The 24831-nt window shown below is 41.3% G+C and carries 25 protein-coding genes, 1 rRNA gene, 1 pseudogene and 1 other annotated feature; of the genes and pseudogenes, 8 read left to right on the top strand and 19 right to left on the bottom strand.

Going from position 1 to position 24831, the window contains the following annotated elements:
• Window positions 1-83 precede the first annotated feature (83 nt).
• From ytpR to BLR82_RS18920, 4 genes are all read right to left on the bottom strand, one after another.
• On the bottom strand, window positions 84-689 hold the full coding sequence (gene ytpR / locus BLR82_RS18935) for a YtpR family tRNA-binding protein (protein WP_074601083.1): 606 nt from the start codon (window positions 687-689) through the stop codon (window positions 84-86).
• Between the two features lie 4 nt (window positions 690-693).
• Window positions 694-1521: a DUF1444 domain-containing protein gene (locus BLR82_RS18930; protein WP_074601006.1), complete on the bottom strand. Its 828-nt coding sequence runs from the start codon at window positions 1519-1521 to the stop codon at window positions 694-696.
• A 165-nt stretch (window positions 1522-1686) separates the two neighbouring features.
• Entirely contained in the window at window positions 1687-2007 is a 321-nt protein-coding gene (locus BLR82_RS18925; protein WP_074601005.1) for a thioredoxin family protein, read from the bottom strand.
• Between the two features lie 35 nt (window positions 2008-2042).
• Window positions 2043-3059 (bottom strand): PTS sugar transporter subunit IIC, encoded by a 1017-nt coding sequence (locus tag BLR82_RS18920; protein ID WP_074601004.1) that lies wholly within the window; start codon window positions 3057-3059, stop codon window positions 2043-2045.
• A 216-nt stretch (window positions 3060-3275) separates the two neighbouring features.
• Between BLR82_RS18920 and BLR82_RS21190 the strand changes: the two genes are divergently transcribed.
• Complete coding sequence (locus tag BLR82_RS21190) at window positions 3276-5531, top strand: methyl-accepting chemotaxis protein (RefSeq protein WP_074601003.1); 2256 nt, start codon at window positions 3276-3278, stop codon at window positions 5529-5531.
• 55 nt (window positions 5532-5586) lie between these two features.
• Here BLR82_RS21190 and BLR82_RS18910 read toward each other — a convergent pair whose 3' ends face one another.
• Window positions 5587-6096 (bottom strand): hypothetical protein, encoded by a 510-nt coding sequence (locus tag BLR82_RS18910; RefSeq protein WP_074601002.1) that lies wholly within the window; start codon window positions 6094-6096, stop codon window positions 5587-5589.
• Between the two features lie 186 nt (window positions 6097-6282).
• Between BLR82_RS18910 and BLR82_RS18905 the strand changes: the two genes are divergently transcribed.
• Window positions 6283-6723 (top strand): YtoQ family protein, encoded by a 441-nt coding sequence (locus BLR82_RS18905; RefSeq protein ID WP_074601001.1) that lies wholly within the window; start codon window positions 6283-6285, stop codon window positions 6721-6723.
• Between the two features lie 218 nt (window positions 6724-6941).
• Window positions 6942-7202 (top strand) — a binding site (T-box leader).
• A 79-nt stretch (window positions 7203-7281) separates the two neighbouring features.
• On the top strand, window positions 7282-8517 hold the full coding sequence (locus tag BLR82_RS18895) for an MFS transporter (protein ID WP_074600999.1): 1236 nt from the start codon (window positions 7282-7284) through the stop codon (window positions 8515-8517).
• 380 nt (window positions 8518-8897) lie between these two features.
• On the opposite strand, the gene BLR82_RS18890 is transcribed toward BLR82_RS18895, so the two are convergent.
• Together BLR82_RS18890 and BLR82_RS18885 are read right to left on the bottom strand one after the other, a co-directional pair.
• Complete coding sequence (locus tag BLR82_RS18890) at window positions 8898-9398, bottom strand: DUF84 family protein (RefSeq protein ID WP_074600998.1); 501 nt, start codon at window positions 9396-9398, stop codon at window positions 8898-8900.
• A 69-nt stretch (window positions 9399-9467) separates the two neighbouring features.
• Window positions 9468-10535, bottom strand: a complete 1068-nt coding sequence (locus tag BLR82_RS18885; protein WP_074600997.1) for a M42 family metallopeptidase — start codon at window positions 10533-10535, stop codon at window positions 9468-9470.
• Window positions 10536-10718: 183 nt separating this feature from the next.
• Between BLR82_RS18885 and BLR82_RS18880 the strand changes: the two genes are divergently transcribed.
• Window positions 10719-11033, top strand: a complete 315-nt coding sequence (locus tag BLR82_RS18880) for a PepSY domain-containing protein (RefSeq protein WP_074600996.1) — start codon at window positions 10719-10721, stop codon at window positions 11031-11033.
• 41 nt (window positions 11034-11074) lie between these two features.
• On the opposite strand, the gene BLR82_RS18875 is transcribed toward BLR82_RS18880, so the two are convergent.
• Together BLR82_RS18875 and trmB are read right to left on the bottom strand one after the other, a co-directional pair.
• Window positions 11075-11947 carry a YtnP family quorum-quenching lactonase gene (locus tag BLR82_RS18875; RefSeq protein ID WP_074600995.1) on the bottom strand — a complete coding sequence of 291 codons (873 nt, stop codon included), beginning with the start codon at window positions 11945-11947 and terminating at the stop codon, window positions 11075-11077.
• Between the two features lie 23 nt (window positions 11948-11970).
• Window positions 11971-12612 (bottom strand): tRNA (guanosine(46)-N7)-methyltransferase TrmB, encoded by a 642-nt coding sequence (gene trmB, locus BLR82_RS18870; RefSeq protein WP_074600994.1) that lies wholly within the window; start codon window positions 12610-12612, stop codon window positions 11971-11973.
• 263 nt (window positions 12613-12875) lie between these two features.
• On the opposite strand from trmB, the gene BLR82_RS21185 reads away from it, so the two are divergent.
• Window positions 12876-13043 (top strand): hypothetical protein, encoded by a 168-nt coding sequence (locus BLR82_RS21185; protein WP_175486857.1) that lies wholly within the window; start codon window positions 12876-12878, stop codon window positions 13041-13043.
• A gap of 208 nt (window positions 13044-13251) precedes the next feature.
• Window positions 13252-13539, top strand: a complete 288-nt coding sequence (locus BLR82_RS18865; protein ID WP_074600993.1) for a YtzH-like family protein — start codon at window positions 13252-13254, stop codon at window positions 13537-13539.
• On the opposite strand, the gene BLR82_RS18860 is transcribed toward BLR82_RS18865, so the two are convergent.
• The 6 genes from BLR82_RS18860 to BLR82_RS18835 form a co-directional block, all read right to left on the bottom strand.
• Window positions 13529-14323: a phosphotransferase gene (locus BLR82_RS18860; RefSeq protein WP_425440915.1), complete on the bottom strand. Its 795-nt coding sequence runs from the start codon at window positions 14321-14323 to the stop codon at window positions 13529-13531. The genes BLR82_RS18865 and BLR82_RS18860 overlap by 11 nt on opposite strands.
• Before the next feature lie 227 nt (window positions 14324-14550).
• Window positions 14551-15498 carry a diacylglycerol/lipid kinase family protein gene (locus tag BLR82_RS18855; RefSeq protein ID WP_074600992.1) on the bottom strand — a complete coding sequence of 316 codons (948 nt, stop codon included), beginning with the start codon at window positions 15496-15498 and terminating at the stop codon, window positions 14551-14553.
• A gap of 363 nt (window positions 15499-15861) precedes the next feature.
• Window positions 15862-16779: a hypothetical protein gene (locus tag BLR82_RS18850; RefSeq protein ID WP_074600991.1), complete on the bottom strand. Its 918-nt coding sequence runs from the start codon at window positions 16777-16779 to the stop codon at window positions 15862-15864.
• 9 nt (window positions 16780-16788) lie between these two features.
• Complete coding sequence (thpR, locus tag BLR82_RS18845; protein WP_074600990.1) at window positions 16789-17340, bottom strand: RNA 2',3'-cyclic phosphodiesterase; 552 nt, start codon at window positions 17338-17340, stop codon at window positions 16789-16791.
• Between the two features lie 5 nt (window positions 17341-17345).
• Window positions 17346-18524 carry an MFS transporter gene (locus tag BLR82_RS18840; protein WP_074600989.1) on the bottom strand — a complete coding sequence of 393 codons (1179 nt, stop codon included), beginning with the start codon at window positions 18522-18524 and terminating at the stop codon, window positions 17346-17348.
• A 30-nt stretch (window positions 18525-18554) separates the two neighbouring features.
• Window positions 18555-19580 carry a potassium channel family protein gene (locus BLR82_RS18835; RefSeq protein ID WP_245693894.1) on the bottom strand — a complete coding sequence of 342 codons (1026 nt, stop codon included), beginning with the start codon at window positions 19578-19580 and terminating at the stop codon, window positions 18555-18557.
• A 151-nt stretch (window positions 19581-19731) separates the two neighbouring features.
• Here BLR82_RS18835 and BLR82_RS18830 point away from each other — a divergent pair, with 151 nt between their 5' ends.
• Window positions 19732-19950, top strand: coding sequence for a DeoR family transcriptional regulator (locus BLR82_RS18830; protein WP_074600987.1), 219 nt, complete (start codon window positions 19732-19734; stop codon window positions 19948-19950).
• 45 nt (window positions 19951-19995) lie between these two features.
• Here the strand turns inward: BLR82_RS18830 and BLR82_RS18825 are convergent, their stop codons facing one another.
• Together BLR82_RS18825 and BLR82_RS18820 are read right to left on the bottom strand one after the other, a co-directional pair.
• A complete protein-coding gene (locus BLR82_RS18825; protein ID WP_074600986.1) occupies window positions 19996-20718 on the bottom strand; it encodes a pseudouridine synthase in 723 nt (240 codons plus the stop codon).
• A 19-nt stretch (window positions 20719-20737) separates the two neighbouring features.
• Complete coding sequence (locus BLR82_RS18820) at window positions 20738-22363, bottom strand: putative polysaccharide biosynthesis protein (protein ID WP_074600985.1); 1626 nt, start codon at window positions 22361-22363, stop codon at window positions 20738-20740.
• 279 nt (window positions 22364-22642) lie between these two features.
• Here BLR82_RS18820 and BLR82_RS18815 point away from each other — a divergent pair, with 279 nt between their 5' ends.
• The gene (locus BLR82_RS18815; RefSeq protein WP_074600984.1) at window positions 22643-23905 is read left to right on the top strand and encodes a BaiN/RdsA family NAD(P)/FAD-dependent oxidoreductase; all 1263 of its coding nucleotides are present in this window, start codon (window positions 22643-22645) and stop codon (window positions 23903-23905) included.
• Window positions 23906-24128: 223 nt separating this feature from the next.
• Here BLR82_RS18815 and BLR82_RS21405 read toward each other — a convergent pair.
• Window positions 24129-24367: pseudogene (locus BLR82_RS21405) on the bottom strand (transposase).
• A gap of 214 nt (window positions 24368-24581) precedes the next feature.
• Window positions 24582-24697: ribosomal RNA gene (gene rrf, locus BLR82_RS18800) — 5S ribosomal RNA — on the bottom strand.
• Between the last annotated feature and the right edge of the window lie 134 nt (window positions 24698-24831).

The raw sequence follows: 24831 nt of genomic DNA, 5'->3' as shown, positions 1-24831 counted from the left end.
TCCAGATGGTATAATGTTAATCTGCATCCCAGGATAGAAAAACCTTTGCCCATATCTAACAGGGCAAAGGTCTGCTTGAAAAATTAAAATTCAAAGATTTGTCCAACTTGATAATCATCATCCAGTACGTAAATCCCTTTTTCCTTTGGAGCATTCGGAAGACCGAGCTCTTTTTGAGAACAGATCATGCCAAAAGAATCGACACCTCTAAGCTTGGTCGGCTTAATCTCCATACCGCTTGGCATGACGGCGCCTACTTTCGCGACAACTACCTTTTGTTCTTTGTCGATATTCGGTGCGCCGCACACGATTTGCAGGGTTTCATCTCCAGTGTCCACCTGACAGACACTTAATTTATCCGCATTTTCATGAGGCTGTTTTTCCTTCACAAAACCGACGACAAATTTAGGAGTTAGATCCACATCAAAAGCCTCCTGCAAGCCATTCTGAGAAAATACATCCTGTATGCTGGCTGCTAGTTCCTCTGTCAGTGTTATTTTACCCGTTTCTGCAAGAGACAGTTGGGAAGCAGCATCGAAGATATTATATCCCAGTAACGCTCCATTCTGTTCATCGGTAATCTTTACAACTTTCCCAAATGTGTCCTTTTTGATGTGATGGCGATCCCCTTGTTTGATAGGAACAATCAGAACATCGCCTATTCCATTTGGATTGTAATATACATCCATCTTCTTATTCATCCTCTCCTGAGTTCTGCTGGGTTTCCGGTTTGTTTTTTGCAAGGATGAAGACCGGTTCTAAATGCTTGTCCTCATACATGAAGGGCAATGAAGTAATCGGTACTCTTCCTTCAGCGAAAAATTTCATGGTCATCTGCGCTAATATATCATAGCCCATTTTATTTTGAATGTCGGCAAAAATCAACACGTCCTGGTGCGGAACTGCTACCGCAAGCTCTCCTTTACTATTCGCTTTCATTTCTTCAAGAAGCGACTCATTAAGGATTCTGCTTGCATCATAACCATCCTGGCTGGCCATAAAGTAAAAGTCATTGCCGGCAACCTGGTCATGGTTCATGTCGGTGGGAAGGGAACGCACATTGAAGGCAGCAACTTCTTCGAGCCGTTCCTGTGTCCATTCTTCCTCCTCCAACATGGACTGGTCGATCAGCTGATAAGATTTCCCCAAATCAAGCGCATAATAAATGCGTGTTTCTGCCGTATGTTCAGTCACTACCATTTGTTTCCCGGACTTTGACTTTTTCGGGAATGAAGTAGCACGGATGACAGGAAAGATGTTCTTTTCTTTTCCGCTCAACTCATTCGTCTGATCCATAATTCGTAAAGCTTCTTCAATATGGTCCTCCAGCTCATCTAAAGCTGCTTCGCCCCTCCGTTCATATTTGGCTATGATATTGGGAATGGTGACGGTTATCCCTTGATGGGAATGTTTCCATTCAATTCGAAAAGTATCTTTATCTCTATTAAAGGAAGTATTCCATTCCGGATTATTCATTCTTTCTTCCAATTTCTTTTTCATTTTAATACTGGTCATTTTCATTCTTATCTGTTCCTCCTTTCGGAAACAAAACTGCCTCTCATTATTTTAGCATTAAACAGTTCACCAATAAACTGAAAGCATTCAGCTGCTGCTGACGAAAAAAGTCTGCTAACAAACAAGCTGCTTTCCCAGCTTTGGTAAAAAACGGGAAAGCAGCTATATTCCTTATTGATTAACTGGTAACTTTTCGATGAATGTCTCAATTTCTTCTTTCGTTTTTCGGTCTTTGCTGACAAAACGGCCAATTTCTTCGCCTTGATCGAAGGCAAGAAAACTTGGGATACCGAAAATATCCAGTTCAGCACATAAATCGATAAATTTATCGCGATCCACATAGATAAATGTATATTCCTTATATTCCGCTTCTATTTCCGGCAGTATCGGCTCAATTACTCTGCAGTCTGGACACCAGTCTGCTGAAAACATGAAAATGGCTTTTTCCTTTTTCCATTGTGAAAAGGCCTCTTTAGATTCTAGTTCTTTCATTATTCGACACCTCCGTTTTTCATGATAGCATGTTTTTACTCATAATCAATTTTCATGTCTCCAGCCTGAATCCATCCCCGTTTCCTAAGCAGTTCTGCAACAATGAAACTGATAGCTGCCGGCCCGACAATATGTAAACCAAGAACGATCCAAAGAGTATCCATGCTGAATCCCATCGATTCAAATGTCATAATTTGCCCAACAAGTCCCGCTGTCCCCATTCCCGCTCCCGACGGGTTGTTGACTAAAGCAAAAACGACTGTCGCGAAAGGGGCTAACAGTGCCCCTGCGATGGTTGGCGGCAATAATATGATCGGCTTCTTGATTATATTTCCGACCTGCAGCATGGATGTTCCAATGCCTTGCGCCAGCAAACCACCCAAACCATTATCGCGATAACTTGCAACGGCAAATCCGACCATTTGCGCAGCACAACCGACAGTTGCAGCCCCTGCCGCCAGTCCTTCCAAAGATAGCATCAAGGCGATAGCTACACTGGAGATCGGTGCCGTCAACGCCCATCCCATTAGAACAGCCACAATAATGCCCATAATCAATGGCTGTTGTTCGGTAGACCAGTTGACGATTTCACCAAACCATGTTAATGCTGTCTGGATGGGAGGCCCGATAAACTTGGCTGTAAAAAATCCAGCTGCTATCGTCAGAAAAGGCGTTAGCAAGATATCGAGCCTTGTTTCTTTGTAAATGACCTTTCCTATTTCGGTAGCAAGCAATGCTGAAACATAACTTCCAGCCGGTCCTCCCAACTCCGCTCCGAATGCACCACTGAACAGAGCTGCGAACACAACAAGCGGCGGTGCTTTTAGTCCGTAAGCAATCGCAGTGCCGATTGCCCCTCCCCAAATTTTTGTTTCCATCGCGAAACTGCCCATTTCCTCGAGTGAATCGATATGTAATTGAACACCGATCGTGTTGATGATCGTACCAATGATGAGAGAGGAAAACAGTCCTAATGCCATATAGCTTAAAGCGGTTATGAAGTAATCCTTTGCTGATAGCGTGACCCCTTTTTTATATAAAAACTCTTTCATTTTCCCGTCTCCTTTGCAAGATTCCTAAATATAATCTTACACAAACTGGCCTGACAAGACAATTCCTGTTATTTTATTGACAATTTTCAAAAGATTAATTGTCTTTCTATTCGAATAACTCTATAATTAGTCATATAGTAGCATTTCTGTCTTACGAAAAATGTCCTATTACGACAGATCTTGCAAATCACAGAATAGACAAAAGGGGGCCTATACGTGGGATCTATCCGAAACCGGGTGCGCTTAATTTTGGGGCTATCCGTAATTAGTATTGTTTTTCTCGGCGTATTCGCAGGTTATTTTCTCAACAAACATTCACAGTGGGAGGAAGAAAAGACAGATGTACAAAAGGCGTTGATGGATAGTGACGAAATTAGATATGAGATGTCACTCACAAGGCAAAAAGAACAACAGTTCCTTGCGTCACCCAGTCAGGAAAGTGCAGAAGAAATGGAAAAAGCAATCAGTGATGTAGAAAGTTCTGCGAGTAACTTTGCAGATGAACATAAAAACTACCAGGCAATCGCTGAAAACTTTACCGCCATTTCCGAAAATGCTGCAAAGTATAAAGAACAGATGGAACCTATGGTCAATATGTACCGGATGGTTGGTTTTTCCGAAGAAGAAGGATTACTCAAGACCATAAAGGAGACCTTTGCCGAATTTGAAAAATTAGTGGACGGTCTCGACAGTCCTGAATTGGATAGTGCCTTGATGGAAATAAAAGTGTTGGAGCAAGAGTACATAGAACAAGGGAAAGACGGAGAAGCAGAAAGTAAGTTAACTGAGGCAACACGTGCCTTTTCCAATTTGATTGAGAACTCAGAGTTAAGTGAAAAAGAATCTTCCGAAATCAGCAGCGGTTTACTGAAGTACCAGCAGTCATTAAATACTATCGCCAATACTAACACCCAGTCCGCAGCCATAACCGACTCTTTTTCCAAGGTAGCGGATGATGTTTCTTCCCAGGTTGAGCAGGTGAAAACAGAAGCAGAAACTATCAGCAGCAAACTATCAGCAGATCAGGCAAATGCACGACAAAACATGACGACATTATTTATCATTCTCGGAGTGCTTGCTTTACTAACAATGAGCATTATCGGCTTAATCCTTATCCGTTCTATCGGCCGGTCTATCAGTTCCTTGAAAGAAGGAGCGCAAATAATCGGAGACGGAAATTTGGCCTACCGAGTACCGATTACAACGAAAGATGAGATGGCCGAGTTGGCAGATACTTTCAATTCCATGGCGCAAAAAATGGAACAGTCCATGTTAAAGGTGAACAATGCTTCTAAAGTATTAAGTGATTCATCAACCAATCTTGCGGCCATCAGCGAACAGTCATCGGCACAGACAGAAGAAGTCAATGAAGCGATTAACCAGGTCGCGACTGGTTCACAAAATCAAGCTTTACGCATAGAGGAAAGCTCTCAGTTAATAGAAGCAGTATCGGGAGCAATAACCAATACGAACAATGCAGCAGTGGATATATCGGACGCACTGGAACTGGCTGAAAAAGAAGGAAACACCGGCCTAGAAACGATGAAAACCTTGGAGGGAACATCGACCTCTTTTATTGACTTAGCCGGACACCTTTCCTCTGAAGTCAAACAGGCAGCCGACCAATCGAAACAGATAACATCGATTGTATCGGCAATTGAAGAAATAGCGGATAGTACAAACCTGCTTGCCCTGAATGCCGCGATTGAATCTGCAAGGGCCGGCGAAAGCGGCAGAGGCTTTGCCGTCGTTGCTGACGAGGTTCGGAAATTGGCAGAGAGATCAAAGCACGAAGCCCAGGAAATTCAGCAGTTGGTCAAAACAATGCATGCCCAAATGCATAATTTAACAACAGAAGCAGGAAAATTTGACACCTACCAACAGGAACAATCAACGGCAGTCGATCAGACAAAAGCTGCGTTTCATCGCATTGCAAATCATATCTATAAGATGAACGATAAAATTAAAGGGGTAAAAGATTCTCTACAGGATGTAGGCAGCGCCAATAATGACTTACGGGAAAAAATGGAGCAAATCAGCGTCATTTCGGAAGAAGCAGTTGCAACAGCAGAAGAAGTTGCTGCTTCCAGTGAAACACAATCCCAATCTATTGAAGAGGTAAATCAGTCTGCAGTCGATTTGCAGGGGCTTTCTCAGGAACTTGCAGCTGAAGTCAGTCAATTTAATTTAGACGAGACACGTTTTCAAGACATCGTAGAACAAGATTCCGAAAAAATAGAAAATGGGATTGATGACACGGATTATTATCTGACAGACAATGAGGAAGCAGCCGCTGCATTGGATCTAGACAAAGATGAAAATGCCGCTGAAACAGATGAAGAAACGGTGATAGAAAGTGAGACGCAAACAGACGAGAAGTTGAATGAACATTTAGATGAACAATCGGTTGAAGAACCTCTAGAAGAAAAACATGAATTTACAGATGACGTGGCAAAAAAGGAGCATTTATAAAAATTAGTAAAGAGGCTGTCCCATAAGGTATTAAACACTTGTGGAACAGCCTCTTTTAATAGGAAACAGACCTAGCCATTTTCATCATCATCTGTGCATCTTTTTCTAATTGGTTTTTGGTTGTCAACGTCGTCACTTTCACGCTGCCTGTCCCTACCTGTAGTTCGTATTTCCGTCCTTCAGGTTCGGAAATTTTAAGGTAGCCGAACCTGTCTTTCTCCTTAAATGACTCTAAAAGAGCATTATCTTTCGCTTCTTCTGCTTCTTGATAATTAATCTCGCTGATAGCAGGTTCAAACCGATTGTAAAATAAAATATAGGTTTGCTCCCCATCTTCCAATATCAAATTATTATTAGTGTTTTCAGCGATTTCCAAGTTGTCCGGAATATATACAGCTAAACCATCCAGTTCGTTATTGGTTTCCGGTTTTGCTTTTTTAAAGACCGAGTCGGTTACAGTCATTGCTTCATCAAATGCTTTGCTTTCAGCTTTTAATGTACAGCCAGCCAAAAGAACTACTATCAAGGCAGAGGCGATCAGCTGACCAAATTTCCATTTGTTCACGTTCTTTCCTCCTGATTCGGTTGCTTCTTATTTTCCCTCTTATATCATACTATTATTTTTCTGTTTGACAAGCACAGAACCGAAATTTGTCGATAACAATAACTTCCACTACTGTTCAGGCATCCAGGAAGCAGAATTAATCTACTAATGGTACAATGAAAAAAATCAAAAAAGGGGTGTTGTTCAATGGATTTCACTGTTTACTTAGCCGGCCAGATACACGATAACTGGCGGTCGGAGCTGAAAGAAAATGCAAAAGAAAGAGGTTTGTCCTTTCAGTTCGTCGGTCCGCAGGAGAACCATGAACTATCAGATAAAATCGGGGATGAAATTTTGGGTGAACAGCCTGGAAAGCTCTATCGTGATGAAGCAGCTTCGGCAATTAACAATTTTAGAACAGAAGTTTTGATGAACAAAGCTGATTTTGTTATTGCCCTATTTGGTGAAAGTTACAAACAGTGGAATACGGCAATGGATGCTGCCACTGCTATTGCATTAAAAAAACCAACAATTATCATACGGCCTGAATCATTGATTCACCCGCTCAAAGAATTGTCGAATAAAGCAAATGTCACCGTCGAAACCACAAGCCAGGCGCTCGATGTCCTTGCTTACCTTTTTGAGTGAGCCGCTGATAGAATATCAACATAATAACCAGGGCTCGACTATTCCCTTTATGCAGGTAATAATCCCTCTGTCCATGGAAGATAAGTTGTTTCGTTATCCTATTAATTAACATTCGATCATGAATTAACCTTAATTTTCTGCTTATGTATCAATGATTATTTGAATATTGAGTTTTCACCTTTTACATGATAACCTATATAAAATTAAAGATTTTTGTCAAAAATGCGATGAAGAGAAGAGTAAATGAAATCAAATCATAACAGAGAGCTCCAAATGCTGAAAAGGAGCATGATTTATTTCATTGAAACAAGCCTCAGAGCATCACGTTGGATTCCGGTAGATGATGGCGTGACAGGTGCTCCTGTTATAGAGCTAAAGTATAAGCAATTTTTTGCCGTACTTAAAGAGGTTAATATGGTGACATATTGACAAACTGGGGTGGCACCGCGATTATAAAATATCCAAAACTCGCCCCCAAGGCTAATGTCTTGGGGGTGAGTTTTTTTTTAAAAATGAAATCTAGAGATATTTTAAATCCATCACCTCAGGAGGTTAAATATGAATTTCAGAAAAATAGTGGATTATTGGAAGTACCCTTCCATTTTATTATGTGGGATAGGTGTTTCTAATATTGGAACATGGATATACTTTCTTACGTTGAATGTAATAGTATTTAATATGACAGGATCTCCCCTTGCAGTTTCAGCGCTTTATATAATCCGACCACTGGCTACGTTATTTACCAACTTATGGGGTGGTAGTGTTATTGACCGCGCAAATAAAAAGCACCTAATGGTATGGTTGGACATGATCCAAGGAATGCTTATTACATGCTTAATATTTTCGACTGACACATTATGGCTTATTTATTTACTTGTCTTTTTTATTAATATTGCAAGTTCCTTATATAATCCAACTTCTGTTAGCTATATAACTAGATTAATTCCCAGAGAACAAAGGCAAAGATTTAATTCCTTAAGAAGTCTACTTGATTCTGGTGCATTTTTACTTGGTCCTGCAATCACAGGAGTACTTTTTTTAGTAGGAACGCCTGTCTATGCCATTTTAATTAATGCATTATCGTTTTACTTTTCAGCTTTTGTCACCTTATTGATGCCTAATGTTGAGAAGGGGATACTAAATAATCGAGCTACCCAAAATATATCACTAATAGTAATAAAGGAAGATTTAAAGGTAGTATTTCAATTTAGTCGTAGTTATTTATATGTAATGACAGTTTATTTTCTATTTAGCGCTTTTGTTGTCATGCAAACCGCTGTTGATTCACTTGAAGTAGCATTCTCGAAAGAAGTTATTTCTCTTTCAGATGATGAATATGGCTTTCTTGTAAGTATTGCTGGTGCAGGCATTCTTATGGGTTCATTAATTAATGCGATATATACGAAAAAATTAGCACTTTCCTTTATTATTGGCTTGGGCTCCGTAATGGTATCAGCGGGATATATTATTTTTGCTTTTTCTAATAATTTCATCATTGCGTCTATCGGGGTGTTTGTCTTAGCATTTTCACTTGCTTTTGCAAATACCGGCTTTTATACTTTCTATCAAAACAATATACCGGTAGAGGTCATTGGTCGGATTGGAAGCCTTTATGGGTTTCTGGAGGCTTTGTTAGTCATAATTGTTACTTCAATATTCGCCGTGGGAGCCGAATTATTATCTATTAAGTTAGTTGTTGTCTCAGGTGCAATCTTCATGTTGTTTTTAACGGGGGTCTTACTCTTCATTAGTTTACGACCATCAAAGAAGCAATACTACAAAGCTGTGTCATGATTGATTCAACCTACCTAAATATAGGACATACATCGAATGAGAACATAGTTTATCCAATTTATAAAACCTTGTATTAATGGGATGGAGTGCTTGTTTTAGGAGAAGAAACAACAGAGTCATTAGCTGAACAGTAAACGATCCTGCACCTTAAAAGCATATTATTTTGCTAGTCTTGTAAGATGGTACTACAGATATATTAGTATTGCCCAAGACAATATAAAAAACGCTTGGATATTTAATTTATATCCAAGCGTTTTTTGCAATTTTGTTCAGTAGCTATGGTGATACACACCCATCTTCTAGGATGTTGTATCCCTGTTAATTCAACTATTTTACTTACACAATATCTTAGTAATTGCCATAAAAGGTATCTTTTATTATTACTGTTGAAAGTGATATTGTCCTTTAAGGAGCTTCATTACATGGGTGAACATTTCCTCCCGGCTAACCAGTTCATTCGTAAAAATACCTATGGCACCCTCTTTTTTTCGGATATCCTGTCGCTGAGCAAATTCATCCATTACTTCGCCAAGCTCGATCCCTTTTTCCAACTGCGCTGCAACTTCATGTGGGAGAGGAATCCTGGCACCACTCGCTAGAAAGGTCTTTCCATTCTCACTAATGAGCGCCCCCCAGTTGCACAAGTATAGCTCCTCATTTAATTCCATAACTCCGCCCTCTAGGCCAATTCCAATACTATCCGGATTCATGGACGCACATTCTCTTGCCCGGTTCACTGCTCCCTCCATGGTCTCTTCATCTGAAAATGGCTGCAGCGAAACCTTGGAAGCTACATCCATTTCAACTACTTCATCCTCTGGAAATACATTTTTCACAGCTTTGATCTTCGCAGGGTTCATTGAACCTATATAAATTTTCATTAACGGTCATCCTTTTCCAAATCGCAGCAGCGGTTTATTAACCAGCCTTTACAGCGACAAACTCAAATTTCAGCCTTGTTGATGAATTTGTTCTACAGCAGCTTTATCTGTTGTTTTCACCAGCTTAACAATTAATTCTTTTGCTGCTGCATAGTCATCCACATGAATAATAGAAGCGTGCGTATGGATATAACGTGAACAAATTCCAATCACTGCAGATGGAACTCCCTCATTGGAAATATGAACTCGCCCAGCATCGGTTCCGCCTTGGGAAATAAAGTATTGATAAGGAATATCGTTAGACTCAGCAGTATCCAACACAAAATCCCTCATCCCATGATGGGTGATCATGGAGCGGTCAAATATACGTAACAGGGCGCCTTTTCCAAGTTGGCCGAATTCCTTGTCGTCCCCAGACATATCATTTGCAGGAGAGGCATCAAGCGCATAAAACACATCAGGCTGAATCATATTTGCCGCAACTTGAGCACCACGCAAACCGACTTCCTCCTGTACAGTTGCACCAGAAAATAATTGGTTTGGCAGTTTTTCACCTTGCAACTCTTTTAATAGCTCAATCGACAAGCCACATCCATAGCGGTTATCCCAAGCCTTAGCCAATATTTTCTTTTCATTAGCCATAGGAGTGAAAGGTGTCACAGGAACGACCTGCTGTCCGGGCTTCACACCGATCCGTTTAACATCTTCCTCATCATCAGCCCCGATGTCGATCAGCATATTTTTTTGTTCCATCGGCTTTTTACGTTGTGCCTCCGTTAAATTGTGTGGTGGAATCGAACCGATCACCCCGATAACAGGGCCATTATCGGTCATGATTTGCACTCGCTGGGCAAGCAATACCTGAGACCACCAGCCGCCAAGCGTTTGAAAACGAATCATTCCGTTTTTCGTGATTTGTGTGACCATAAAACCTACCTCATCCATATGGCCAGCCACCATTACTTTCGGCCCTTCACCATTTTTGACACCGAATACACCACCTAGGCGGTCCTGTATAACCTCATCCGCATACGTTTCCAATTGTTGTTTCATAAATTTTCTTACTAAATGTTCATTGCCAGGAGCACCCTGCAATTCCGTCAGTTCCCGGAACAACTGCTTTGTTTCATTATTCATTATGTATTCCCTCCAACTTTTGGTTCCTATGATTATTGTATCTGAACTTTCCCCTCGTTTCCAGATAAAGCTCTCTGTCTGAGAAGAGCGTCATTTTGACAGAGCAATTTACTTCATAATATTTTCTATTTTTCACTGTATCAGGTATACTACAATTAAAATCTTAACCTGAGGTGACTAACAATGAATTGGAAAAGAATCGCAGTCGGCGCTGGAGTCGGGGCAGTAGCAGGATATTTTGCTTTACAACAATACGAAAAACAACGTAAGGTTACACCAGAGAAAGCGTTGAAATCTGCTAAAGAAGCATTTAAACAGCAGGGTCCAATCAGTGGTTCATGGATTTATATGAAGCCTGAGGAAATGGAGAAAAACGGACTTACTTATACCGTTTACCGCGGCGGAATCACCCGAACTGTAGATGGCGAAAACACACAGTATGAATTTAAAGTGGATGCAGAGACCGGTTCTATTCTTGACGTGCTGCAATCTGCCTAAATAAATAATAAAAACAGGACCAGCCATTTGGTCCTGTTTTTTCATAGAGAAGTTCCATTTTCTGTATAAGGATAACGGGCGCGCTCCACTTGTCCTTGTGGATTGCCATCCTTGTCAAACTTCAACGCACGGTAATAAGCATCATGGTAAAAGGTGTACCAGGCATTATGCTCTAACCCGTATTCCATCCATTTTTGTTTCTCGTGAACAGAAGTTACCGGATAGTCATCATATGCGAGTGCCCAAAGTTTATTCTGATGGGCGTGCGTAGGCATCAAATCAGCCATATGGATGAACATGTCTATTCCATCTTTAAATAATAAAATTGAATGGCCGTTACTGTGGCCACCCGTATGGATCATTTCCAGACCTGGTGCTATTGACAGCTGTTCTTCAAAGCTGACAAATTGGTTCTCAATTGGCTGCCAATTATCTGGCCAATAAGTGTTTACAGAACGGATATTAGGATTTCTCATTTCCTCCCACTCCGTTTGATTTACATATATCGGCGTGTCAGGAAAAACAGCTGTTAACATATTATCCTGCCACTTTGTCAATCCGCAGGCATGGTCAAAATGTAAGTGTGTCATCAACACCGCATCGATATCGGCGACAGATAGTCCCAGTTCCTGAAGCGAACTTTCCACACTTGACTGTTCCGCCACCCCGAAATTACGAATTTGCTTTTCTGTCAATTTCCCGTAGCCAATACCAGAATCTACCAAGTACCGTTTGCCATCCAATTCAAGCAATATGGGATCTGTCCTTAATTCAATTTGATTCTTTTCATTACAAGGATACTTTTTGCTCCATAACGCTTTTGGAACTACACCAAACATAGCTCCGCCGTCCAAGTGATTGACACCACCGTTCAGCCAAGTCAGCTTCGCCCTCCCAATTGTCAACGACTCCATTTTCTCTCCCACTCCCCTTTTTCTTATGAAGAAAAATATGCTTTACAGCGGTAAATCGGTTGTCCTTTTCCAGAAAATTTTTCCTCATATTCTGTCTGGACATTTTCCGGATCTTGGTAATCATGTAAATCCAATAGTACTTCATCCAGTATCATGCCGAATTTAGAAAAACTGACCAAAGAATATTCAAATAGTTTCCGGTTGTCCGTCTTTAGAACGATTTCTCCGTCAGGCTTAAGAATTCCTTTATATTGCTGTAAAAAAGTATGGTAAGTAAGCCTTCTTTTTTCATGTTTTGTTTTTGGCCAAGGGTCGGAAAAATTCAAATAAATTTTATCCACTTCATTTTCCGCAAACAAATCGCGTAAATCCTGTGCATTTTCATTTAGCAGTCTTGCATTCTCGATTTCCGCCTGTTTCACTTTCTCTACGGCGCTGACAATAATGCTTTTCGCCCTTTCAATTCCGATAAAGTTGATTTCCCTGTGTTGAGTGGCCATACCGGCGATGAACTGGCCCTTGCCCGTACCGATCTCTATATGAAGTGGCTGGTCTTCGGAAAACAGAGAATTCCATTTTCCCTTCTGATCAAATGGATTTTGAACCACTATATCATCATTTTCTTTTAAATAATCATCTGCCCATGGCTTATGTCTTAAACGCAATGTCGTAACCCCTCTCTTTTTATACCGTATAAACCTTACCATTATTTCAACAAAAACGAAAGATTATCGCAAATTTTGCGTATATGTAAGAAAACCTAACCAAAACAGGCTATATATTATCGTTGAAGAGATAAATTTTTCTGAAGGACCCTTAGCAGTTTAAATCAAAGCTCAACATGTCAAATAGACATTGTAGTGGCAACGCTTTCAAGGATATGATGATAGACATGCGAGATTAATCGGACTAACAGGAGTGAATACAATTGAAACTAATTACCACAACGATTGAAACGATTGTGCTGGCTATATTTTCCGTCATGTTTGCCGGTTATGCACTATTTATTTATCCTTTCGAAAAACTGAACGAAAAAGCAAACCGGGAAGTAAAGGCCAAGCAAGTGAAATATTCCCCTCAAGTAAACAAAGCCTGATATTCAGGTTAACAGGCTGATCTATGCAGTCTTGGTCAATGATTTTTCTTAGAAAAAAATCGTAAACCGCTTCACATCCATTTATCCAAGCTCCATTATCATTATGCTAGAAAAAGGACATGACTCCAAAAAGTTGGAGCCATGTCCTTTTTCGTTATGCATAATATAAAAATCACGACAAATAATAGCAGTAAAAGGGGGAATTTCAATGACCAAAAATGTCCAAAATCAACTGGACTTGCTTTATGATATACTAAGCGAGCACTCCGAGGAATGCTGCGGCAGTGTAGCTGAATGCCAGCAAATTCAACGACTGGTCAAATCGATGATAGCGGAAGAGTCTGTGACTGATTCCGTATTGCAAAAGCATCTGCCTGCCATTTATGATTACAGCAGACAGGGTGAACTCGTCCAAAATTTAGATGACCATATTGAAAGCAATCGGGAAAATTTACAACAATGGGTTAACGCCATCAACCCACCGACTATTGGTTAACACGCTCAAGCAAACGCTCAAGCTCATGCAGACGCTGGTCTGCCTTTTTGATTTCCCCGCGGTCTTTGTGCCATAAAATGTAACTTACAGACTGTGCAATCAAATACCAATACATTCTTTCAATTAACCGGTTATCTCGTGCCACTCCATAACGGGATAACCAGTCATCCCAGTCATGTTCAGGTATATACCAGTATAAAATCATCCCTATGTCCATAGCAGGATCAGCCACTTTGGCATTATCCCAATCGATCAGATAAAGCTGGCCATCTCCGGACAATAACCAGTTATTATGATTCATATCACAGTGACAAACCACTTGCTTAAAGTATTGTACACGTGGAAGCATTGTTTCTAAGTATTTCATTGCTTTATGAATCTCTATTTGTGTTGCTGTTTCTTCATGGATCCGAATATTGGATTTGACATCATACAAAATATCTTCCGGCTTGATCGGACGCTTTCCTATCCGCATAAGCATATCCAGCAATTCTGAAGAATGATGGATCCTGCTTAATAATTTTGCAACACGGGGATGCTGCATTTCTTCAGGTGTCAGTTCGCGACTGTCCAGCCATTGCTGTGCTGTAATAACATCTCCATTTTCCATTCGTTTTGTCCAAACTAGCTTCGGTACGATTCCTTCTGCAGACAATACTGCTAAAAAGGGAGATGAGTTACGCTTCAGAAAAAGTCGCTTTCGCTCACTGTGTGCATAATATGCTTCCCCTGAAGACCCGCCAGCAGGAGTTATTGTCCAATCATCGCCTAATATGTTATCCAACCAATTCACCTTCAATTCCTCAAATCCGTCTTGATTTTCTCCATCAGAAAAGCATCGTTGTTCCGTGTTCCTATGTTGTTTTCTCGTCATCATATTGTTCCTGCCCTGTATTTTCCGATACTACCGTTCCGCCGATTGCGTACAGAAGTTCACAAAATGCAAAGTTGAACAATATCCGTGCTAAATAAGCAGACATATTTTAGGTTAACTCATTTAATGGGTGGATTTCAAGAAGTTAATTTCGTAAAAGCACCAAATATTTTCCTGGTGTCGGGTTCTTTACTGACCTGACAACTCTTACATGTGCCTACCTGTCCATCTGTTTGGAATAGAATAGGTGTTTCTGAGTCTACCGTCAAGGAGGTTACTTGATAATGGGAAACTTCCTTTAATTTCATATGCTTCCCCCAGTACACACTTATAAATAAAAGTAATAATTTCCACCTTGTAATATTCTCCACTGTCAGTACAGAAAACGACCCCGGCTGTATTTTTGCAGTGGGATTGATTTTCATTCCACCTCCGAAATAAGGATGGTTGGATACTGTTATCATCCAGACATTGTCTAACTGTCTTTTCTCACCATCTAGATTCACGGTTATCCGTAACGGTTTAAATTCTTTGATCACCACAAACAAGCCAAGCAGATAGCTCCATCTCGAAAGCTTAAACAGGGAGAACCATTTTCTTGATTTTATCCGTTCCGCTGCTAATGTAACCTCGGCTTCCAAACCGAATCCTAGCGTATTCACGAAATGGCGGTAGTATTTTTTTGCGCGATTATCAGTCAAATAAACTCCTGGCCAGTAAGATTTGTGGCGCCTTTTTGAAACAATTGATCGGAATATGGCTAGTGGATCGCTGGCCATTCCTACTCCTCTTGCAAAATCATTTCCACTGCCCGCTGGAATGAAGCCAACGGGTATCCAACTATGAAGTTTGAGCCCATTTATCACTTCATGCAAGGTACCATCCCCGCCAATGACTATCACGCATTCAACCTGCTCTTTATGTATCTCGGCAACCTGCTGAGCCAGTTTCTCTGCATGTCCCTTGTACTCTGTACGGAATGATCTACAGTAGCTCTTTTGAAATAATGGATCAGATTCCAGCTTTTTCAGTATCTTCAATCCTCTTCCATTTGCTGCCAGTGTATTTACGATAAAAATATACATGCCCTTATCCCCTATTCGGTTTTCTGGATCTCACCCAGACCATATTCTTGTTTAACTCACTTCGTGTGCATAAACTTGTAAATAAATGAAAATGCTGTGGAAACCTCGTTTTATCCGATTCTTCCAAAAAGGTTAATACACCAACTCCGGCAGCACGCACTTTTTTTCTCCGGGTGAAAAGACTCCGGTGATATTCTGCAGAGTACTAGCTTGAGGAAGTTCATCAACCGCCCACGGAAAGTCCGGGGACTTCCGAAGCGATAGATTATCACTCTTCCAAATGGTCGGAAGGGGTTAAGGGGAAGTTAACTTCACCGTTAATATTTGTTACGTTAAACGGCAGATACACCTGAAAATCGCCTTTTATAATGGTTGGGAACCGTCGTTTTCTTCCCATTCTCTTCGCCTGACTGCTACTGTCTGACAATGGTCTAGCAGCGCTTTACAGACCACCAATTGATTATGCTTCAGTGGAGAAACTTCTTGTCTATGTTGTTGCAGCCATTCATCGTGTCCCTGCTTATCAACAAAGCGAGTACGAAAAGGTACGTGTTCGGATTGAATTGAATTCATGCGGGAAAGCACTGTCTTTTGTATAGGAAATTCGACCTGATGCAAATCCAAAATGCTTTTGATAACCTGCTCGGTCCTTCTCAAAGACAGCATCGGACTTAGTAACCGTTCCTTGTTACCTTGAATGGTGATTTCCCACATCCGTTCTTCCTTAGCAAAAATTGTATCTGCTGCAGGATTTTCTACTAGATTGATAATCTCTATGCCTTGCGGCTGTATAAAAACAATGTCGCCCTCCATCGTGCTATTTTTCAAGGTGAAAACAGGTTCGTACATGAATAAATACGTATCTGGAAACCGCTGCAGAAAATACTTCAGCGTTTGGTCTTGTAAAAAAGATCTATCCAAAAACGACATTTGACTTACAGTTGAAGAGGCCCATTTTAATTGAAAAGCAACCAGCCGATCAAGGAATTGATGTTTCAAGTCCTCTTTAGTATGTGGAAGCCCTGGTTTTTCCTTCTCCCCGGACCAGATTTCTTCTTGCTTATTTTGTTTACTGAACAAAGAACGCCACTTCGCCATGGAAGCCTGCTCTGTTTGCTGGAACCTTTCCAACTCCTGTTCTGAAGAATGCCGTTCCGCTTCCCAATGTTCCAAGGTTTTATTCCATTTTTCCTTTTTCATTCTGCTAAACTGTCCCGGATAATGAAAAATATCCTTCTCATAACGAGAGATGTAATTCTGTAATTTAACCAGTTGCGCCAATCGCTCACCTCATTTTAAGCTGATAGTTTCAATCGCTTCGTACTTGGGAGTTTGAGATGGATGTATTTGATATAAATGAATACGTTCTACTTCTAAGTTACCAAAAGGGAACTCCTCTGTAATCGGGATATTCACTTTTTTATTACCCGCCCATTTTTTCGCAAGCGTAATATGCGGACGGTATGGCCTGTTTTCCAGGGACCATCCGAGAGTTTGGCATAATCCATCCACTTGTTTTTGCAGAGCTGCCAGCGGGCTGGCATTTTCCACACCAGCCCAGACAACTCTTGGCTCCTGAGGATTTCCAAAGTGACCAATCCCTTTGATATCAAGGGAGAAACAGTGTTTTTGTGAGATTTGCTGCAAGTCTCTTTTTAATTCTTTAATAGTACTATCGGGTGAAGGACCGAGAAATTTAAGTGTAATGTGCATATCCTGCGGGTGCGTCCAATTTTTATACGCTAAATCAGGACGCCTTTTTAATTTCTCTTGAACAAGTTTCAATTGATGTTGTATTCGTTCATTCAACGGGATGCCAATAAAGTAATGCGAATCAGCCATCAAACTCAACCTCCTACTGTAAGCAGATCCTCGGTCTTTACCAACCGCTGTATATAGACAAGCAGCCCAAGGCCGAACAGTGTAATTAGTGAGAAGAAACCATACATGATAAAAATGGTTCCTGCGTCTATCATTATGCCACCAAGAAATGTGAAAAATGCATTTCCTACACCATTCCCCACGGCACTATAAACTCCGACAGCTGTGGCTTGTAAAGCATTTGGCGCGATGTCCCGGATGAAGATCAACGCTGCTGGTACATAAAGACCGACAGAAATGCCCTGTACGATGGTCGTGCCATAAACGACGCTGGTAGGTGGTTCAAAGAAGTATAATAACCACCTTGCACTTGATACACCACCACTGATTAACAGCACGTTCATGATGCCGACTTTATTGATGACGTTCTGTGTGAATCGCATAAACGGCGCCTCACTCCCGGCTGCCAGCAAGAAAGCGACTCCGACGCCTGCAAGTGTTCCGCCAGCGGTAAGCACAAATGTACTGAAGTAAAAATTATTGGCTAAAACGGGGCCGAAGACTAAAAAGTTGGCCAGTAAAAACAAGCTGAACTCTTTTTGTTTAAACAGACTGGTGAGCCCTGTCCGAAAAGATACAGTCACGCCTTGTCCACGTTTCGGAAAGTCAAACAATGTTAACAGGGCCAGCAAAATTGCTAAAGAAAAAGCATAAAAAATCCAATTGATGGAATTGGTCATGTCCGTTAAACGTCCAAGTAAAAACGCAGCGATAGCAAAGCCGACAGATCCCATTAACCGGATGTTCCCATAATCTTTTTTATGAGTTTGTACATAATTAAGCGTCAAGCTGTCCGATAACGGGATAATTGCACACTGGAATATCGCAATAATGATAATCCCGAACACTAAGGGATAATATCCATTCAATAAAGGATACCCGAAGCCGAGCAGCCCTGCTGCAAGTCCCGAAATCAGTAATAATTTTCTAGGGTTTTTCGTAAAGTCACTGATTGCTCCCCAAATAGGCTGGAGAAATACAGTCACCAAAGGAATTGCTGATACGATGACGCCGATTTCCGTGTGGTTTAATCCTTTTTCTTCTTCAAGGAAAACGGCTAGTAATGGAAATAAAGCACCATTAGAAAAAAAGGTGAAAAAATAGAATACTTGTAAAAAACGGTATGTTTTTTCGTGTTGTGCCATTCTATCCCCTCTCTATTTATATTTTTCTATTTAGTGTCTATTCCCAGAATACTTTTGGTGTATTCGTTCATATGTTTCTAAATCACATATAACATATAATTCTGCGTCTTCCGGCAATTGTATATCCAGCATCCGGTTAACACTGAGATTGGTATGATCAGCAATAAGGGTAGCTCCTTCTGCCAGTAATTCATTGAAAGCATCACGGTACGTTTTCCAGTGCTTTTGCCGGGGGACATGGAACAAATCATCCCCAAATGATCTACGAAGCAGTTGATTATACACACTGGAAATCCCCTTACGAAAAGCAGAACGGACAAACAGAGACGAAATCGTTTCATGGGAAATAATGAACTCATCTACTTGGATGTGTTCAAAATTCTTGATGTGTGCTTCTTCCATAACTTCCGCGATGGTATGGACGGCCGGTGCTACAGCTTCCACAGCCGTAGCAATCAAAAGCGTACGACCGTCACTAAGCTGCTTATCCTGTACCCGTTCATCCGCAAAAATCAACACGGCTTCCGCTTCTTTTATGTTGGCCTTATCCAGGACGTCTTCTGACGAAACATTTCCTCTTATGTAATGAATATTTTCCGCCAGCATTGGCGCCTTTTCCAAATCATCTACGATGACAATTTCTGCATCTTTGTTGGTTTCCTGCATTTCCTTTATGGCTGCTTTTGCTTTATATGACCAGCCAATGATAATATAATGCCCCTTTTCATAATACATGATATTACCCTCCTCGCGGTTTTTCCGGAATTTTCCGAGACCATCCAAAACTTTTCCAATGACGACACCGATAAGTCCGATACCCAGTATGTATAGAACCAAAGCAATCATCCTGCCGCTGAAAGTTGCGGGGGAATAGTCTCCATATCCGACTGTTGTCACCGTAGTCATCGTCCACCAGAAACCATCAAAGACAGACGGAAACGTTTCCGGTTCCACAACGACAATCAAGACAGAAGCCAGAAGAATCAGCAATGCGCTGGAAACAAACAGCATGGTGTTGCTTATTGCAACCACTTTCAAGATAATTTTTCTTATCAAACAATCATCCCCCATTTGTGAAAATAACGTGAATTGTCAGTAAAATAGCCAGAAATTCTAGCGTTTTTACTTAAAAAGGTGTAAAATTATAATAACTTCAAAGGTTCACTTGCACCACAATTCAATGACTTGAACGTTAAGGAGTGGTTTTTTGAATCAATCAACAACCCGGATGCTGACTCGAGTGAAGGCTGTTTATCTTTATATAAGAGAAAACGGGACAGTCACCACAACCGAGTTAGCTGAAGAATTTGGAATCACCGATCGTACTGTACAACGAGACCTTCATGTACTAGAGCATAACGGCCTGGTAGTGAGCCCAAATCGGGGAAGATGGAAAATCACTAGAAAGAAAGTCAAAATTTCGTGAATTATTGTTAATAAATAAACAAATGGCTGACTTATTTTCGTCAGTCTATTTTTTTATCTGCTCGTTTTGTAACTGTTCCAATTCTTGATCTGTTAGTTCCCGATATTCACCTGTCTGCAAATCAGGATCAAGCTTGAGACTCCCCATAGAAAGCCGTTTTAAATAGGTGACCCGCTTTCCTACTGACTCAAACATTCGTTTCACCTGATGGAACTTGCCTTCCGTAATGGTTAGTTCGATTTCAGAGGTCTCACCATGTGACATAATTTTTAAGTCTGCTGGCTGGGTGACATAGCCATCATCCAAGGGCACACCCTTTTGGAAAGCCTCTATATCCTCTTCTGTGACCCTACCTTCGATAATTGCGAAATATGTTTTCCCCACATGTCTTTTAGGAGAAAGCAATTGATGGGCGAGCTTTCCGTCGTTCGTGATCAACAGCAGCCCTTCAGTGTCTTTATCCAGACGGCCGACCGGAAAAGGATTCAAAACAGCATCTTCCGGTTCCAGTAAATCGACCACTGTCAAGTCGCGTTGATCCTCTGTGGCAGATACGTATCCCGGCGGCTTATTCATCATTAAATAAACCGCCTCTTTGTACTCAACTGTTTCACCAAATACGGTGATGATGTTTTTTCCCGGATCTACATGAACCTGGGGAGACTTAACTACTTTATCATCGCAACGGACATTCCCTTTTTTCAATAGATCTTTTACTTCTTTTCTGCTTCCATATCCCATATTGGCAAGCAGCTTATCGATTCTCATACCAGTCCCTCCTTTTTACTTATCTTCGTTTCAGAAATTTATCGATGATTCTTACCCTGCTTCCCAGGACACGCTCCAGCAAAGTAGATTCATAACAAAGCCATAAATAGACGATCGCTCCGGCAATTACACCAACAGCCAGCACTAAGACTCCCTCTGCCCGGCCATCCTGGTAAGAAATGAAAAAGCCAAGCCCCCATTTCACCAGCCAGACTATGACTCCCATGAATAGAGTGAAAATGGAAATCAGCATTGATCGCTTAATAAATTGTTTTAATGGGAAAGCCACTGCTTGTTTTACTCTCCATAGATTCAGAAATACAGCCGTAACGACTGCCAGCATGGTAGCGAGTACCGCTCCTTTAGCCCCGAAAGTATGGATGAACGGGAGGTTCAAAAAGACTTTCACCATCAAACCAGCGGTGAGGCTGATCACGGCAAATCGCTGTTGGTTGATTCCCTGCAATATCGATGAACTCACCGTAAAAAATCCAAAAGCGAGAGCTACCGGGGCATACCATCCCAATAATGATCCATTTAAATCGATTTTGTAAGTCCCATAAAAAGACTGGTATGCCTCATTAGAGAGGATAGATAATCCAACAATCGAAGGGAGAATCAGCAGCATGATCGTTTGCAAAGATTGATTGATTTGCTGATACATCCTTTGCCGGTTCTTTTCTGTAAACGATTTTGTAATCGCAGGCAAAGCGGCTAATGACATTCCAGTCGCGAGGGTGACTGGAATAATCACCAGCTTATGCCCGTACAAGTTAATGTTTGACAAAGCGACATCTGCAATATCGCTTTGCCCAATCGCTGCCATTCCGCGTTTGAACGTAACCGAATCGACAAATTGATAGAGGGGCGTAGCAATTCCCACCAGCACAAACGGTCCTGCATAGCGAAACAGCTCTTTAAACAAGGCGCCCATCGGCAAATTGTAACTTTCCACCTGCTGTTGAACCTGCCTGTCCAAGTGACGCTTTCTTTTCCGCCAAAAAAACCACAACACGACACAGGAAGCAATTGCTCCTACAAAGGCCGCAAATGTTGCAAAACCTACAGCTAATTTTGTTGTTCCATCAAATACATCGATTATTAAGTACACGGCAACCAACAAAAATATAATGCGTACGATTTGCTCGACCACTTGTGACACCGCAGTTGGTCCCATTGATTCATATCCCTGGAAAAAACCCCTGACAATACTCATTGCTGGAATAACCAACAGGGCAAAACTAACCATTCGGATGACCATTGCCACATCTGCCGCAGCAATCCCTTCTGAATCATCTGGTATATAAATATTAGCCAATATGCCAGCACCCAGAAACATTATTAAAAAAGCAATGAAACCTGTTACCGCCATTAGGCTGAATCCGGCCTTAAACATTTTTCTTCCGGTTTGATAGTCGCCGAGTGAGTTGTATTTCGACACAAATTTAGAAACGGCCAAAGGTACACCGACCGTCGAAATGCTGATCAGGATGTTATATGGTATGTACGCATACTGGTATAAAGCCCCCCCTTCAGCACCTACGATCTCATTAAACGGGATAACATAAATCATCCCTAAAAATTTCGATAAAAATGTAGCGGCAGTTAAAAGCATCGTGCCACGTACTATATTATTAACAGCCATGATAATTCACCTGCATCTCCTTTATCTAACCAGTCTATTTTATCATATCGTTCGACTTCTAACAGATTTTTGCGGTTTATTTTGTATAATGTTATATTTTGGCGAATGCCGGGGTGAAGTTCCAACCTGTCATATACTTTTGCGTAACAGGTTTATATCCTATGGAAATACTGCATTTTTTGCGTCTACTGACGACATGCTATGCTATAGTAGTGACAGGCTATATAAGGAGTCCTACCCTATATACCCAGACAGATAACAGGAAGGAATGAAGAAATTTTGACTTACCAAGTTGTCGTGATCGGTGGAGGTCCGTCTGGACTGATGGCTGCAATTGCTGCTGCCGAATACGGTGCGCATACACTTTTGATTGATAAAGGAAACAAATTGGGGAAAAAGCTGGCCATTTCTGGAGGCGGTCGGTGCAATGTCACTAACCGGCTTCCCCAAGAAGAAGTAATCAAACATATTCCAGGAAATGGCCGTTTTTTATACAGTGCTTTTTCTGTTTTTGACAATTACGATATCATTGATTTTTTTGAGGGGCTAGGTGTCAAACTGAAAGAAGAAGACCATGGCAGAATGTTTCCAGTAAGCAATTCCGCTAAAAGTGTTGTGAATGCATTGCTTAACCGGCTGGCGGAATTGAATGTAACGATTAGGACGAACACTCCAGTTGAAGCGATTGATTACGGTGAAAGCCAGCACACCATTATCCTTAAAGACAAAGAAAAAATCACAGCTGACGCAATCATCATTGCAGTTGGGGGAAAAGCTGTTCCACATACCGGAAGTACAGGGGACGGTTATGCATGGGCAAAGAAAGCAGGACATACGATTACCGATATCTATCCTACAGAGGTACCCCTCCTTTCTTCCGAAACGTTTATCAAGGAAAAGAAATTGCAAGGTCTTGCTCTTCGTGACATAGCTTTATCCGTGTTGAATAGAAAAAACAAACCGATTATCACGCACAGGATGGACATGCTTTTTACGCATTTTGGTGTTTCTGGGCCAGCTGTATTGAGGTGTTCGCAATTTGTTGTCAAAGAATTAAAGAAAGGAAACAAGGAAGTAACAATGGAAATCGATGCTTTACCTGGTCATCCCCTCCATGGTTTGCTGGATGATTATAAAAAACGATTGGAGGAAAATCCGAAAAAGACAGTGAAAAATGTATGTAAGGGATTAATTCCTGAACGTTTTCTTGATTATTCACTTCAAAAAAACGGAATCTCTCTAGAAGATCGGGCAGCAAATATTTCCCGGGAAAAGTTCACCCACTTTTTAAGTGATTTAAAACACTTCCAATTTAAAGTTAATGGTTCACAGCCTATAGAGAAGGCATTTGTGACAGGTGGAGGGGTTTCCACTAAAGAGGTGATACCTAACACACTGCAATCTAAGTTCATGCACGGACTTTATTTTAGCGGGGAAATCTTAGACATCCATGGCTACACTGGAGGTTATAACATCACCTCCGCTATGGTAACAGGAAGAGTAGCTGGAATGAATGCAGCATGGGAAGCATTGGCCAAGTAACGGTTGCTAAACTAAAGTGGGGGCAGAATTTCCCCACTTTTTTTCAAGTTTCCTGAGACCGCAGAGGAACTAAACTCGCTTTCCGCGGACGAACGCCCAAGCCTCCTCGCAAAGCCCGCTGCGGGGTCTCGGTCGTCCGTTTTTCCGCAGGAGACTCGCTTAGCTCCTCTGCTACGCTATTTCGCTCTATAGAGTCTTTTTAACCTCCTGCTGCCATGAAATTTTATGCTTTAATCCTTCCAAAGGAATCTCGTTTTAAAACTTTTATCGTATTGTTTATTCCCTCGATACACTCATTGTTAAATGGATACATGAATGACTGTAAAATCTCTTGTTTCCAACGCATGAACGTTTTTCTTACACGGCGAAATCCTCTATGTTTGAAGTACGCATCCATTCCAGACATTCCTCCAGCCCTTTTCTGGCTGTCTTCTCATCACTCGCCTTAAACCATTCATCCAACCGTTTCTTTAACGCATATGCTTCTTTTTTCCTTAGGTGTCAGCAACTTTAGGGTAACAAAGAGAGAGGGAATGAGTGTGTTTTTTGCCCAATGTAGCAACCCTCATCATGATAGGGGACACCACCACATTCAGTATAGAGCTACAAATTTTGGAGAAAAACACACAAAAAACCCCCGTGAATGAGGTTATCCTCATTCACGGGGGTTTGGTTTGCCTGGCGGCGTCCTACTCTCGCAGGGGCAAAGCCCCAACTACCATGAGCGCTGGAGAGCTTAACTGCTGTGTTCGGCATGGGAACAGGTGTGGCCTCTCCGCTATTGCCACCAGGCCTGCAGGATGCAGGTCGTTCTGTGTTGTTCACAGGACGTGAACGGGCTTAACAGAACTTCCTTCGTGTTTTTTTTAGAAAAAGTGTACCTTCAAAACTAGATAAGAAGGAAGACATCAACGAACTTCACACGT

It is taken from the genome of Sediminibacillus halophilus (assembly GCF_900103695.1).
Classification (GTDB): Bacteria; Bacillota; Bacilli; order Bacillales; family Amphibacillaceae; genus Sediminibacillus; species Sediminibacillus halophilus.
This window is presented reverse-complemented; position numbering and strand designations above follow the sequence as displayed.

Excerpts from the sequence above, each read along its gene's own strand:
- BLR82_RS18880 (WP_074600996.1), top strand. The coding sequence starts at position 10,719 with ATGAATTGGAAAAGAATCGCAGTCGGCGCTGGAGTCGGGGCAGTAGCA.
- BLR82_RS18905 (WP_074601001.1), top strand. The coding sequence starts at position 6,283 with ATGGATTTCACTGTTTACTTAGCCGGCCAGATACACGATAACTGGCGG.
- BLR82_RS18855 (WP_074600992.1), bottom strand. The coding sequence starts at position 15,498 with ATGTATATTTTTATCGTAAATACACTGGCAGCAAATGGAAGAGGATTG.
- BLR82_RS18925 (WP_074601005.1), bottom strand. The coding sequence starts at position 2,007 with ATGAAAGAACTAGAATCTAAAGAGGCCTTTTCACAATGGAAAAAGGAA.
- BLR82_RS18920 (WP_074601004.1), bottom strand. The coding sequence starts at position 3,059 with ATGAAAGAGTTTTTATATAAAAAAGGGGTCACGCTATCAGCAAAGGAT.
- BLR82_RS18875 (WP_074600995.1), bottom strand. The coding sequence starts at position 11,947 with ATGGAGTCGTTGACAATTGGGAGGGCGAAGCTGACTTGGCTGAACGGT.
- BLR82_RS18895 (WP_074600999.1), top strand. The coding sequence starts at position 7,282 with ATGAATTTCAGAAAAATAGTGGATTATTGGAAGTACCCTTCCATTTTA.
- BLR82_RS18890 (WP_074600998.1), bottom strand. The coding sequence starts at position 9,398 with ATGAAAATTTATATAGGTTCAATGAACCCTGCGAAGATCAAAGCTGTG.
- BLR82_RS18930 (WP_074601006.1), bottom strand. The coding sequence starts at position 1,521 with ATGAAAATGACCAGTATTAAAATGAAAAAGAAATTGGAAGAAAGAATG.
- BLR82_RS18825 (WP_074600986.1), bottom strand. The coding sequence starts at position 20,718 with ATGAGAATCGATAAGCTGCTTGCCAATATGGGATATGGAAGCAGAAAA.
- BLR82_RS18885 (WP_074600997.1), bottom strand. The coding sequence starts at position 10,535 with ATGAATAATGAAACAAAGCAGTTGTTCCGGGAACTGACGGAATTGCAG.
- BLR82_RS18840 (WP_074600989.1), bottom strand. The coding sequence starts at position 18,524 with ATGGCACAACACGAAAAAACATACCGTTTTTTACAAGTATTCTATTTT.
- BLR82_RS18865 (WP_074600993.1), top strand. The coding sequence starts at position 13,252 with ATGACCAAAAATGTCCAAAATCAACTGGACTTGCTTTATGATATACTA.
- thpR (WP_074600990.1), bottom strand. The coding sequence starts at position 17,340 with ATGGCTGATTCGCATTACTTTATTGGCATCCCGTTGAATGAACGAATA.
- ytpR (WP_074601083.1), bottom strand. The coding sequence starts at position 689 with ATGGATGTATATTACAATCCAAATGGAATAGGCGATGTTCTGATTGTT.
- BLR82_RS18820 (WP_074600985.1), bottom strand. The coding sequence starts at position 22,363 with ATGGCTGTTAATAATATAGTACGTGGCACGATGCTTTTAACTGCCGCT.